Consider the following 12762-nt stretch of genomic DNA (forward strand, 5'->3'; position numbering starts at 1 on the left):
GACCTCCTTCCGCGGGGCGTCAGCCCATCGCGTAACCCCCGTTGACGTCGACCACCGCACCCGTCATGTAGCTCGCCGCGGGCGAGGCCAGGAAGGCCGCCACGCGCGCGATCTCCTCCGGCCGCGCCAGGCGGCCGAGCGGGTTGTAGTCGTCGGAATACCCCTTGCCCACGATCATGTCCGTGTCCACCACGCCCGGCGCCACGGCGTTGGCGATGATCCCGTTGCGCGCCTCGGTTTTCGCGAGCCACTTCACCACGGCGTGGACCGCGCCCTTGCTTGCCACGTAGTGCGGGCCGGCGAGCACGCCGCCGACCTTGCCCGCCACGGAGCCGATGCACACGACCCGCGCGTCGTGGCCGCGCAGGAACGGCAGCGCGCCGCCGATGCACCACAGCGTGCCCTTGACGTTCACGCCGAGCACCGCGTCCACTTCGGACTCCGGCAGCTCGTCGAGGCGCATCGTCTCGCCGTAGACCGCCGCACACGTCACCAGCGCGTCGAGCCGTTCGCCCGGCCCCGCCGCCTCGGCCATGGCCGAGGCGGCGGCGGTGCGGTCGGCGACGTCGACCACCAGGCCGGCGGCGGAACCGCCGGCCTCGGTGATCTCGGCGACGGTCGCGGCGGGATCCCGGGCGTCGAGCACCGTGACGTGGGCCCCGGCGAGCGCGAGCTCGACCGCGATCCGGCTGCCGATCCCGCGCGCCGCGCCGGTCACGACCGCGCGCGCCCCGGCCAGGGAGGCCGGGCCGCGCGGGTCGAGTACTCCGTGGCTCACGCCGACTTCTGCTCGTGCGCCGCCAGTTCCTCCATCAGCACGGGGACCCCGAGGGTGCAGGTGTGGATCCCGAGCACGCTCGTGAGCTCCAGCACCTCCATGATCTCCTCCTTGGTGGCCCCGTACCCGAGGGCGTTGCGGATGTGCTGGCGCAGCCCGGGCTCGTAGAGGTGCGTGGTGGAGGCGTCGATCGCGGTGTAGATGAGCTCCTTGACCTTCGGCTCCAGCACGCCCTTGCGCCACGGCACGGCCGAGAAGTTCAGGTACGCCTCGAAGAAGTCCGGGTCGAGGCTCAGCAGCCCTTCCCAGAACGTGTTCCAGTACCCGCGCTCGGCGAGGAAGGTATCCCTGAGTTTGTTCTGCCGGTCGACGACCGCCCCGTTCTCGGACAACGGATCCTCCCTACTTCGCGGCCAGCTCGGCGCGGCGCTTGGCGGTGGCTTCCAGGTCGATCTCGAGGTTCTCCGGATCGCCGTGCGGGTCGCCGGAGATCACCACGCCGTAGTCGCGGTACGCGCCCTCGATGGTCACGTACTCGTCGCGCACGTCGCGGCACACGCGCTCGGGATCGCGCTGCAGCGGCGAACCCCAGCCCCCGCCCCCGTTGGTGAGGTAGCGGAACACCGCGTTGGGCTTGGTGTGCCACACCGGCGTGCTGGCGAAGTAGAAGTACTCGCCGTTCGGGTCCACCGTCTTGGTCTCCGGGTCGAGCATCCCGGCGACCGGCGTGGCACCCGCGTAGACCTCGGGTTCCGTGCCGATGAGGTCCTTGTCCTTCGTGACGTTCTTGTAGTCCGGGTGGAACACCCAGGTCGCGCCGAGCGCGCCGGCCTCGCCGCCGTAGACCCCGACGCCACTCGCGGTCTTGGTGTGCAACGGGCTCGACCAGTGTTCCGCGTCGGTCAGGTACAGCGTGTCCTTGAGCACGGCGGCGCCACCGCGGTTGTCACCCGCGCCGCCGCTGTCGGGTGCGTATTCCTTGCGCAGCACCACGGCCGGCAGCTCGGACTCGATCGCTTCCGTGGCCGGGTCCAGGTTGTTGGCCTGGTAGACCACGGAGTAACTGTCCGCGTCGCCGGCCTCCGTGGCGCCCCACGGCCCGTGCTCGCCGCCGCACTGCGCGGTGGTGACCCACGGGGTGCCGTCGGCCAGTACCCCGTTGGCGTTGTGGATGTTCAGCGAACCGTAGTCACCGCCGACGGCTTTGCGGCCCAGGGCCTTCTCCAGCGCGCGGAACACCGCCAGCAGCACCGGCCCGGTGCTTTCCCAGTACAGGAACACCGCGCCGTCCGGTGGCGTGGCACTGATGAACGTGCCGGCCGGCAGCACGATGTCGATCGGCCGGTACGCGCCCGAGGTGAACGGCGTGGCCGGGTCGATGAGGAACTTCAGCGCGACGCCGACGGCGGTCTTCGTGTCGAGGATGCCGGCGTTGATCGAGGTGCGCGCCTGGGGCGAGGTGCCCGAGAAATCGAGCTCCATCCGGTCGGCGGCCTTGGTGATCTTCAGGCGGATCTTGTACTCGACGGTGTCGTCGACGCCGTCGCAGTCGATGCCTTCCTCGGCCTCGTACACGCCGTCGGGCAGCTCGGCCAGCGCGCTGCTCATCGACTCGGCCGACACGTCGGTGGAGTAGCGGATCGCGCCGAGGTACGCGTCGACGCCGTAGCGCTCCACGCTCTCGTTGATCAGCTTCTCGCCCAGCAGCAGGTTCTGGTAGATCGTCTTGATGTCGGGCAGCAGCAGCGCGCAGTAGCGGGCGTTGTCGAAGATCAGGTGGAACGCCGACTTCACCGGCTTGTCGTTCCTGTACAGCTGCATCGGCGCGATCACGAGGCCGTTCTCGTACACGTTGCGCTTCGTGCCGGAGAAGCCCGCCGGGATCACGCCGCCCATGTCGAGCTGGTGCGCGCGCAGCGTGACGAGCGAGATCAGCTTGCCGTCGTGGAACACCGGGCGGATGAAGCAGATGTCGTTGACGTGGTTGCCCGCGCGGTACGGGTCGTTGCAGATGATCACGTCACCCGGCTCGAGGTTCTCCGGGCCGTACTCCTCGATGGTGTTGCGGACGGCCTCGGACATGGTGCCGAGGAACATCGCGAGGCTGTTGCTCACCGAGGACATCGGGTAGTTCTGCTCCGGCGGGCCGGAGATCGTCGCCGCGAAGTCGTACCAGTCGCGCAGGATGAGGGAGAACGCGTTGTTGAGCAGGCCGGTGCACATGTGCTGCACGATGTAGCGCATGCGGCTCGACAGGACCGACGCGGTGAAGCGGTCGGAGCCGTACAGCTCGGCGAACTGGGCGTCGTCGAGGTCCTTCAGAGAGGTCATGGTTCACGCCTTCCGGATGCGCAGCTCGCCGTAGGTCCCGACGGTCGCGATCTGACCCGGGACGAGGAACGTGGTGGACAGCGGTTCGCGGACGACCGCGGGGCCGGGAACCTGATCGCCGACGCGCAGGTCGGCGCGCTGGTACTCGCCGGCGTCGAGGACGTCGTCGGTGAGGTAGCGGATCTTCAGGGTGCGAGTGGGCTGCAGGATCTCGCCCGCGGCGCGTTCCGGGATCTTCGGGTACTCGACCTTGTCGGCCTTCGCGACGGCCTGGACGCGGTAGGTGACGCCCTGCACGGGCAGCGCCTCGAACTTGTTGCCCGAGCGCTCGGCGTAGGCCTCGTGGAAGTTCGCGACCATCGTCGCGACGGCTTCCGCGTCGATCGTGCCGGCGGGCACGCCGATGAACGGCGTCTCCCACGTCTGGCCCGCCAGCCGGCCGTCGAAGCTGCGGACGAACTCGATGTTGTCGCGGTCCTTCTCCTGCAGGCGTTCGCGCAGCCGCTCCTCCATGGAGTGGTAGACCTTGTCGACCTGCTCGGCCGCTTCCGACGTGAGCAGCGTGTAGGCGCTGCGGCTGTCGGCGTAGACGAGGTCGGAGCTGACGAGGCCCAGCGCGGAGAACAGGCCCGGGTGCGGCGGCACGATGACCTCGGCCGCGTGCACCAGGTCGAGCACCGCCGGCAACAGCATCGGGCCGGCCGCGCCGTAGGCGACGAGGCTGTAGTCACGCGGGTCGACACCGTGCTGGATGGCGATGTTCACAACACCCTCGGCGATGTTGTTCACGCCGATGTTGAACGCGTAGCTCACGCGCTGCTCGAACGACAGCTTCGAGTCGAGCGCCTCGAAGGCTTGCCGGGAGAGGTCCGGGTCGAGCTTCATGCGGCCGCCGGCGAACCCGTCGGGGTCGATGATGCCCATCAGCAGGCAGGTGTCGGTGGTGGTCGGCTGCTGCCCGCCGAGGCCGTAGCACGCGGGGCCGGGGTCGGCGCCCGCGCTGCCCGGGCCGACCTTCAGCTCACCGGCCGGGTTGATCGTCACGAGGCTGCCGCCGCCGGCGCCGATGCTGGAGACCTCGTTGGACAGTGCGTTCACGATCAGGTCGTGTTCGAGTTCGAACGTCGTGTTCACGAACGGCTTGCCGTCGCTGACCATGCTGATGTCGCACGAGGTGCCGCCGACGTCCGCGCACAGCAGGTTGCCGGCGCCGATCAGGCCGCCGAAGTGGGCGCTGGACACGGTTCCCGCCGCGGGACCGGCGAACACGATGCGGAACGGGTGCTCCATCGCGACGTCGGAGCGCACGAGCTGCGCGGCGCAGTCCGCGAAGTTGAGGTCGCCGGTGAAGCCGAGGTCGCGCAGGCCGGCGTCGAGGCGCTGGGTGTAGGCGTCGTAGGTCAGGCGCATGAAGACGTCGATGACCGTGGTCGAGGCGCGGGCGAATTCCTTGGCGAGCGGGGAGACCTCGCTGGAGATGGACACCGGGATGTCGCCGAGCTCTTCGTGCACGAGCTGGCGCAGGCGCTCTTCGTGATGGTTGTTCACGTACGCGTTGATGAGGCAGATGGCCACGCCTTCGACGCCGCACTTGCGCAGCACGGCCAGCTCTTCGCGAGCGTGGTCCTCGTCGAGCTGGATGAGGATGCCGCCGTCGGCGGTGAGCCGCTCGCGGATGCCGCGCCGGAGGTACCGGGGCACGAGCGGCCGGTTCGCGTCGCCGTAGGAGCGGCGCCACGTGGGGTTCGTCAGGCCCTCGACCGGGCGCCAGGTGCGGCCGATGTCGAGGATGTCCCGGTGTCCCAGCGTGGTCAGGAACGCGATCTTCGGCAGCCGCCGAGTGATGATCGCGTTGAGGCCGTGGGTGCTCGCGTGGTTGAACACCGCCGACGCGCTCACGCCGACCTCTTCGGCACCGCGCAGCACACCGCGTTCGGTGGTGCGCACGTCCGTGGCGACCTTGACGGTCTTGATCTCGCCATCGGCGATCGCCACCACGTCCGTGAACGTGCCGCCGACGTCTACTCCGATCATGGAACTACCCGCCTTTCGGTGATTCGTGGTCAGTTGACGTCGAGGCCGTCGGAGGTGAGGACGATGGGACCGAGCAGCGGGCCGGTTTCACGGCTCACCGATTCGAGCGTTTTCTGGTGCTTGACGACGGTGAACCAACCGCCTTCCGAGAGCACCGGGTAGCGGCGGAAGTCCGCTGCGGTGGAACCGGGGAAATCCCGCTCGAGGTTCACGCCGAGTGCCTGCAGATCGGCCTCGGTGACCTCTTCCCGGGTTACCGAAAGTCCTTCGGGGACGGATGATTCGACTGCGTCCATGGGCCATCACTCCGGTGTGTTGTGCCGCTGCCGAGTTTCGTGTACCAATCGGTCTAAGAAACCGTGATGGGAAGCACTGTAGGACCCTGATCGCGGCCTGACAAGCCCGGACCGGGTGAGCTGAGGAGCTTCGGTGATGACTGAACGGCTACACGTCGAAACCGCCGGCCGCGTCGCGACCGTCCGCCTGGACCACCCGCCCCTCAACGCCTTCGACACCGAGATGCGCCACGCGTTGGCCGACACCGCGGCGCGCTTGGCGGACGCGGACGACGTGCACGCGGTGGTGCTGCACGGCGGCGAGAAGGTGTTCGCCGCGGGCGCGGACATCAAGCAGCTGGCGGGATTCTCGTTCGAAGAGGTGCTCGGCTGGAACCGCGCGCTGCAGAAGGCGTTCACCCGGTTCGCCGAACTGCCGATGCCGGTCGTCGCGGCCGTCAACGGCTACGCCCTCGGCGGCGGCATGGAACTCGCGCTGGCGGCCGACTACCGCGTGGCGGCGCCCGGCGCGGTGCTCGGCCAGCCGGAGGTGCTGCTCGGCATCATCCCGGGTTCCGGCGGCACGCAACGGCTGGCGCGGCTGATCGGCCCTTCGCGGGCGAAGGAACTGCTGATGACCGGACGGCGCGTGCGGGCTCCGGAAGCGCTCTCCCTGGGGCTCGTGGATCGGGTCGCCGACGATCCGCTCGCGGCGGCTCTGGACTACGCGCGGGTTCTCGCGGCCGGGCCCCGGTTCGCGATCCAGGCGGTGAAGGAGGCCGTGGACCACGGGCTCGATTCCTCGATCGCGACAGGCCTGGCCCTGGAACGCTCGCTCATCGCCGGCCTGTTCGCCACGCGCGACCGCGACACCGGCATGGCGTCGTTCCTGCGCGACGGACCGGGCAAGGCCACGTTCGACCGTGACGCCTAGAGTGGTGTGTCTGCCAGCAGCGGAGGGGAAGCATGCCGAGACCACCGGGACACGGCCCCGGCTACGAGGTCAAGCGCCAGGAGATCATCGACCAGGCCGCGGCGCTGTTCGCCAAGCAGGGCTACGCCGCCACGGGGATCGCCGAGATCGGTCAGGTCGCGGGCCTCGCGAAGGGCGCGCTGTACTACTACATCGGGTCCAAGGAGAACCTCCTGGTCGAGATCCAGGACCGCGTGCTGCGCCCGCTGCTCACCGCCGCCCGCCGCATCGCCACCCTCGACGAGGACCCGGTCCTGCGGCTGCGCCTGCTGTCGGAGACGCTGCTCGACATCATCCTCGCGCGCCTCGACCACATCTGGGTGTACGAACACGACTACCGCCACCTGCGCGGCGCCAACCGCGCCCGCCTGCTGCGTCAGCGTCGCGAGTTCGAGCGCATCGTGCTGGATCTCCTGACGGCGGCGATGGACTCGGGCGCGTTCCGGCGGCTCGATCCGCGGCTGGCCATGCTGCAGTTCCTGAACCTGCACAACCACACGTATCAGTGGGCGCGTCCGGACGGACCGTGGGATGCGGCGTTCCTGTCGCGGGAGTACTGCGCGACGTTGATCTCGGGGTTCTGCAGCCCCGGGTACGACGTGGCGGACCTGGAGGAACGGGTGGCCGCGTTCCGGGCGCGGGTGCCCGCCTGACCTGCCGGGCTGATTGATCGCTCGCTCGCGGGTGCCGGCGGCCGACCACCGGCACGCACGGTTTCGGTCACACGCGGACGGGTACTTCCACGTCCGGCCCCGCCGTGATCTGCAGCGCCTCGCGGACCTGCTGGCGCAGGCCCAGCAGCAGGACGCCCAGGTAGCGCTGCTTCTTCACCGGCGCCCGCAAATCCCGCAGGTCCAGCGCGTAGTCGTGGCACTGGCGGAACTCGAGGTAGACGTCGTCGGCCGCGGCGGCGAGCGTGTGCGGGCCGAAGATCATCAGGCCGGACAGCACCTGCTGCACGCGGTCGTCGAGCGCGCGCAGCTCGTCGAGGCCACCGGGCTCGTGGCCGGTCTCGCGCGCTGCGACGGGTTTCTCCAGCGCACGCTCCCAGTCGCGGAAGGCCGCGAGCACCGCGATGTGCACGTCGAAGCGCTCCTCGCGCCAGTGGGCGTCGATGTCGCGCCGGCGTTCCTCGCGCCAGACGTTGATCAGCTGACCGCTCACCACCCCAGAAGGCCGAGCACCGCGACGACGATCGGGACCCACACCGAGACCTGGCCGGACTCCATGCGGGCAGCCTGGTCACGCGCGGGCCGATTCCCGGACCGCCGAGGCGATGCGTTCCTTCGACGGCAGCCACACCCGTTCCAGCGAAGGTGCGTACGGCGCCGGCGTTCCCTGCGCGCCCACGCGGATCACGGGGGCGTCCAGCGTCCAGAAGCCTTCGCGGGCGGCCACGGCGGCCAGCTCGGCGCCCACGCCGAAGTCGCCGACAGCCTGGTGCGCCACCACGAGCCGGCCCGTCTTGGCCAGCGACCGCAGGACCGTGCCGGTGTCCAGCGGGGCGATGGTCCGCAGGTCGATCACCTCGACGCTGATCCCCTCGGCCTGCAGCTCCGCGGCCACGTCGACACAGTCGTGCACCAGCTTCGAGTACGACACCAGCGTCACGTCCGTGCCCGGGCGGCGGATGGCGGCGCGGCCCAGCGGCACCAGGTGCGCAGGCGGCGGCTGCGGTCCCTTCCGCCCGTACATCAGCCGGTTCTCCACGAACACCACCGGATTCGGATCGCGAATGGCGGCGCGCAGGAGGCCGTAGGTGTCCGCCGGCGTCGACGGCATCACCACGGTCAGGCCGGGAATGTGCGCCAGCAGTGCCTCCAGGCTCTGCGAATGCTGGCTCCCCGACGACTTCCCCGCGCCGAACTGCGTGCGCACGACCAGGGGCAGGCTGACGGCGCCGCCGGTCATGAAGCGGAGCTTCGCGGCCTGGTTCATGAGCTGGTCGAGGCACACACCGACGAAGTCGAAGTACATCAGCTCCACCACGGGCCGCAGCCCGGCCATCGCGGCGCCCACGCCGGCGCCGATGATGGCGCTTTCCGAGATCGGCGTGTCCCGTACGCGGCCCGGGTACTTCGCGGCAAGTCCCCTGGTCAGCCCGAAGACGTTGCCGCCCGCGCCGACGTCGATGCCGGCCACGAACACGGACTCGTCCGCGGCCAGCTCGTACTCCAGCGCGCCGCGGATCGCATCCATCGTCCGGAAGACCTCGCCCGTCGCCTCGGCCGGCTCCGGCACCGGCTCCCGCGGCACGCCGACGAAGTGGTGCAGCGTGTCCGGCGACGGCTCGTCCGCGGCGCGCGCGGCCTCGACCGCCGCCTCGATCCGGGCGTCCACCTCGGAATCGATCGGGGCAACGTCCGTGCCCAGCTCACGCAGCCGCGCCGCCAGCCGCACCAACGGGTCGCGTTCCTTCCACTCCGCCAGCTCCTCCGGCTCGCGGTACTTCTCCGGGTCGCCCTCGTAGTGGCCGTGCCAGCGGTACGTGTCGGCCTCGACCAGCACGGGCCCGCCGCCCTCACGGAGCTCACTCACCAAGCCGTCGACGAGCGAGGCGACGGCGACGACGTCGTTGCCGTCCACGTGGTGGTAGTCCATCGCATACCCCGGTGCGCGAGCTTCGAGCGACGCGCGCGTCTGCGTGGCGATCGGCGAGAACTCGGCGTATTTGTTGTTCTCGCAGAAGAAGATGACCGGAAGCCGCCACACCGAAGCGAGGTTCGCCGCTTCGTGGAACATGCCCTGGGCCACGGCGCCGTCGCCGAAGAACGCCAGCACGACACCGCCCTGAGCACGCAGCTGCGCGGCGGTGCCCGCGCCGACGGCGATCGGCAGCCCCGCCGCGACGATCCCGTTGGCCCCGAAGATCCCCTTGCGCGGGTCGGCGATGTGCATCGACCCGCCGCGGCCCCGGCACGTGCCGGTCTCCTTGCCCATCAGCTCGGCGAACATGCCCTCGACGTCGAGTCCTTTCGCGATGCAGTGGCCGTGCCCGCGATGCGTGGACGTGATCACGTCTCGGTCGTCCAGCGGCCGGCACGCGCCGACCGCCGAGGCTTCCTGCCCGATGGACAGGTGCAGGAAGCCGGGGATCTCGTTGTTCCGGTACAGCCTCGACGCCCGGTCCTCGAACTGCCGGATCAGCCGCATCCGCCGGTACATCTCGGCCAATGCGCTCGGGTCGCCGTCGAATGCCGTTGCCAGGTCGCTCACCCGGGTGGAAGTCATCACGCTCCTGCCCTTGCCGTTCACCGGTTTTCTCCCCTGCCCTTGACATCGCGCCGGGAACCACGATTCTTGTACCGACTGTTCGAAAAAACAACTCCAGTTCGGAGGTGGTCGCGTGCACGCGCTGCGCTGGCACGCCAAGGGCGAGCTGCGCCTCGACGACGTGCCGGAACCGCAGGCGCCGGCGCCGGGCCAAGCGGTGATCGCCGTGTCGTACTGCGGGATCTGCGGCACCGACCTGCACGAGTTCGCGCACGGCCCCAACCTCATCCGCACCGGGCCGCACCCGCTGACCGGTCTCGAACCGCCGTTCACCCTCGGCCACGAGATGAGCGGCACGGTCGTGGCGCTCGGCTCTGCCGTGCCGGGAGTCGACATCGGCACGCGCGTGGCCGTCGACCCGTGCCTGCGCTGCGGCGTGTGCCGCTGGTGCACGCACGGCGAGTACCACATCTGCGCGAAGGGCGGCTCGATCGGCCTCGCCGCCGACGGCGGGTTCGCATCGAAGGTCACCGTGCCCGTCGAGGGCCTCGTACCGATCCCCAACGGCGTCTCCGACGAGCTCGCGGCCCTGGCCGAGCCGCTCGCCGTGGGCCTGCACGCCGTCCGGCGCGCGAACGTCCAGCCGGGTGACCACGTCCTCTTGCTCGGCGCCGGTCCGATCGGAATCGCCGCGCTGCTGGCCGCGAAGCTCGCCGGCGCCGCGGGCCTGTACGTGAGCGAGCCCGTGCCCGATCGCGCGCGCAAGGCCGCCGAGATCGGCGCGACCGAGGTGTACGACCCGGCGAAGACCGACGTGCGGCGCGAAGTCTTCCTGCGCACCGGCCGCGTCGGGCCCGACGTGGTGGTGGAGGCGACCGGCCGGCCGGAGCTGGTGGAGCTGGCCGTGCACACCGTGCGCCGGGGCGGGCGCGCGGTGCTGTGCGGGATCAGCGGGGCCAGCGCGTCGTTGCCGATCACGCAGATCGTGCCGTTCGAGCGCACGGTGCTGGGCTCGCTCGGCTACAACTTCGACATTCCGCGCGTGCTCGATCTCATGGCCACGGGCCGCCTCGACGCGACGCCGATGCTCACCGGGGTGCGGCCGCTCTCGGCCGGGCGCGACGCGTTCGCCGAGCTCGAAGCCGACCGCGGCAGCCACCTCAAGATCCTGCTGAAGCCCGAGGAGCACTGATGGACTTCGACCTGCCCGAGGAAACCGTCGCACTGAAACAGCTCTGCCGGGATTTCGCCGCGAAGGAGATCGCGCCCTACGCCGCCGACTGGTCCGAGCGCAGCCACTTCCCCACGGAGGTGTTCCACGACCTCGGCAAGCTCGGGCTGATGGGCATGCTCGTGGACGAGAAGTACGGCGGCGCTGACGCCGGCTTCGTGTCCTATGTGGCTGCGATGGAGGAGCTGGGCGCGGCCGACCAGTCGATCGCGTCGGCGTGGAACGCGCACTCGACGATCGCCACCCTCCCGCTCGCCACGTTCGGCACCCACGAGCAGAAGGAACGCTGGCTGCGACCGCTCGCGTCGGGCGAAGCGATCGGCGCGTTCGGCCTCACCGAACCCACGGCCGGCTCGGACGCGGCGGGTATCCGCACGCGCGCACGACGAGCCGACGGCGGCTGGCTGCTCGACGGCACGAAGATGTTCATCAGCAACGCCGGCACCGAGATGAGCCTCGGGGTCACCGTGCTGGCCCTGACCGGCGAGAACGACGGCGGCGCCAAGCGCTACGGCACCTTCTTCGTCCCCGAAGGCACCCCCGGCTATACCAAAGGCCAGCCGCTGAAGAAGCTCGGCTGGCACGCGCTCGACACGCGCGAACTGGTGTTCTCCGGCTGCTGGGTGCCCGACGACCACCTCATCGGCGAGGAGGGCAACGGCCTGCGCCAGTTCCTGGAGGTCCTCGACGGCGGGCGCATCAGCGTGGCCGCGCTGTCATTGTCGCTGGCGCAGAAGGCCCTCGACCTCGCAGTGCGCCACGCGGGCGAGCGCGAGCAGTTCGGCCAGCCGCTCACCCGGTTCCAGGCCGTGGGGCACAAGCTCGCGGACATGGCCACGGAGATCGCGGCGGCGCGCTGGCTCGTCTACAACGCGGCGTGGCTCGGCGACCAGGGCCGGCCGTTCAGCACGGCGGCGGCGATGGCGAAGCTGTACGCGTCGGAGGTCGCGAACCGCGCGGCCAGCCAGAGCGTGCAGATCCACGGCGGCTACGGCTTCATCCGCGAGTCCACCATCTCTCGGTTCTACGCCGACGCGAAAATCCTCGAAATCGGTGAGGGCACGAGCGAGGTGCAGCGCAACGTCATCGCTCGGGCTCTGGCGCGCGGCACCGCTTGACCCGCAGCTCGATGCCGTCGAGCAGCCGGTCGAGGCCGAACTCGTAGGCCTCGGCCGCCTGCTCGCCGGCGCCCTGGTCGAAGCCGCCGCCGAGCCACGCGCGGTTCATCGCCGGGTGCGCGGTGAGGTCGAAGTACTTGCCCCAGAAGGAAGACCGCTGGTCCCACCACGCGTCGTTCGACTGGCCGGTGCTGCGTTCGAGGTGGATGCTCTCGGCCTCGAGCGCCGCGTTGGCGTCCACGTAGGCCGTGATGCTGTTGGCGGCGGCCACGGTTTCGCGCGGCGCGAGTCCCAGACCATCCACAGTGGACAGAACGTACTCCTGGCCGGCGAGCTGGCCCGGGCCGAGCGCCGGGCGCACGCGCGACATCTCGCGCAGCCACGGGTGGCGGCGGTGGGCTTCGCGCGTGCGCTCGGAGTAGAACCGGACCTGCGCGCGCCAGTCACCCGTCCGGGGCTGCCCGGGGCCGGGCAGGCCGCGTTCGACGAGCACGTCGTCCACCATCAGGTCGACGAGCTCGGTCTTGCCGGGCACGTAGGTGTAGAGCGTCATGGTCCCTGCGCCGAGCTCCTTGGCGACGCGGTGCATCGACGTGGCCACGAGCCCGTCGGCGTCGGCGACGGTGATGGCCGCCGCCACGATCTGCCCGACGGTGAGCGTCGGCCTCCGCCCGCGGGCGGGTTCGGCGGCGGGCGTGGAACGTTCGCGCCACAACAACGCCAGCGTGCGGTCGATCTGCTCAGCCTCCGCGGCGCGGTCGTCGCTGTTCTGCTCGACGGTCATCGTCGCAGCCCCTCCCCTCCCCGGC

At 70.3% G+C, this 12762-nt stretch carries 12 protein-coding genes; 4 read left to right on the plus strand and 8 right to left on the minus strand.

Annotation, left to right across the window (positions count from 1 at the left end; genetic code table 11):
• Positions 1–19: 19 nt before the first annotated feature.
• Genes AB0K15_RS27065 through AB0K15_RS27085 form a run of 5 tightly spaced genes read right to left on the minus strand, consistent with a single transcriptional unit; the run spans position 20 to position 5439 of the window.
• Complete coding sequence (locus AB0K15_RS27065; RefSeq protein ID WP_364056093.1) at positions 20–778, minus strand: SDR family NAD(P)-dependent oxidoreductase; 759 nt, start codon at positions 776–778, stop codon at positions 20–22.
• The gene (locus AB0K15_RS27070) at positions 775–1170 is read right to left on the minus strand and encodes a carboxymuconolactone decarboxylase family protein (protein WP_364056096.1); all 396 of its coding nucleotides are present in this window, start codon (positions 1168–1170) and stop codon (positions 775–777) included. Before AB0K15_RS27070 ends, AB0K15_RS27065 begins: the two co-directional genes overlap by 4 nt.
• 10 nt (positions 1171–1180) lie before the next feature.
• Positions 1181–3109: a hydantoinase B/oxoprolinase family protein gene (locus tag AB0K15_RS27075; protein WP_364056099.1), complete on the minus strand. Its 1929-nt coding sequence runs from the start codon at positions 3107–3109 to the stop codon at positions 1181–1183.
• A gap of 3 nt (positions 3110–3112) precedes the next feature.
• Positions 3113–5143, minus strand: coding sequence for a hydantoinase/oxoprolinase family protein (locus AB0K15_RS27080; protein WP_364056102.1), 2031 nt, complete (start codon positions 5141–5143; stop codon positions 3113–3115).
• 29 nt (positions 5144–5172) lie between these two features.
• Positions 5173–5439: a hypothetical protein gene (locus AB0K15_RS27085; protein ID WP_360594845.1), complete on the minus strand. Its 267-nt coding sequence runs from the start codon at positions 5437–5439 to the stop codon at positions 5173–5175.
• Between the two features lie 136 nt (positions 5440–5575).
• Here AB0K15_RS27085 and AB0K15_RS27090 point away from each other — a divergent pair, with 136 nt between their 5' ends.
• Complete coding sequence (locus AB0K15_RS27090) at positions 5576–6352, plus strand: enoyl-CoA hydratase-related protein (RefSeq protein WP_364056106.1); 777 nt, start codon at positions 5576–5578, stop codon at positions 6350–6352.
• 32 nt (positions 6353–6384) lie between these two features.
• On the plus strand, positions 6385–7044 hold the full coding sequence (locus AB0K15_RS27095; RefSeq protein ID WP_364056109.1) for a TetR/AcrR family transcriptional regulator: 660 nt from the start codon (positions 6385–6387) through the stop codon (positions 7042–7044).
• A gap of 67 nt (positions 7045–7111) precedes the next feature.
• Here AB0K15_RS27095 and AB0K15_RS27100 read toward each other — a convergent pair whose 3' ends face one another.
• Positions 7112–7555: a hypothetical protein gene (locus AB0K15_RS27100; RefSeq protein WP_364056112.1), complete on the minus strand. Its 444-nt coding sequence runs from the start codon at positions 7553–7555 to the stop codon at positions 7112–7114.
• Between the two features lie 78 nt (positions 7556–7633).
• Entirely contained in the window at positions 7634–9622 is a 1989-nt protein-coding gene (locus AB0K15_RS27105; protein ID WP_364056115.1) for a dehydrogenase E1 component subunit alpha/beta, read from the minus strand.
• Positions 9623–9737: 115 nt separating this feature from the next.
• On the opposite strand from AB0K15_RS27105, the gene AB0K15_RS27110 reads away from it, so the two are divergent.
• Together AB0K15_RS27110 and AB0K15_RS27115 are read left to right on the plus strand one after the other, a co-directional pair.
• The gene (locus tag AB0K15_RS27110) at positions 9738–10796 is read left to right on the plus strand and encodes an alcohol dehydrogenase catalytic domain-containing protein (protein ID WP_364056118.1); all 1059 of its coding nucleotides are present in this window, start codon (positions 9738–9740) and stop codon (positions 10794–10796) included.
• Complete coding sequence (locus AB0K15_RS27115) at positions 10796–11953, plus strand: acyl-CoA dehydrogenase family protein (protein WP_364056121.1); 1158 nt, start codon at positions 10796–10798, stop codon at positions 11951–11953. The genes AB0K15_RS27110 and AB0K15_RS27115 overlap by 1 nt, the downstream gene beginning before the upstream one ends.
• Here AB0K15_RS27115 and AB0K15_RS27120 read toward each other — a convergent pair.
• Positions 11919–12737, minus strand: a complete 819-nt coding sequence (locus AB0K15_RS27120) for a TetR/AcrR family transcriptional regulator (protein ID WP_364056124.1) — start codon at positions 12735–12737, stop codon at positions 11919–11921. The genes AB0K15_RS27115 and AB0K15_RS27120 overlap by 35 nt on opposite strands.
• Positions 12738–12762 lie beyond the last annotated feature (25 nt).

Origin of the sequence: Amycolatopsis sp. NPDC049253, assembly GCF_040678995.1 — a bacterium.
In the GTDB taxonomy this organism is placed as follows: Bacteria; Actinomycetota; Actinomycetes; order Mycobacteriales; family Pseudonocardiaceae; genus Amycolatopsis.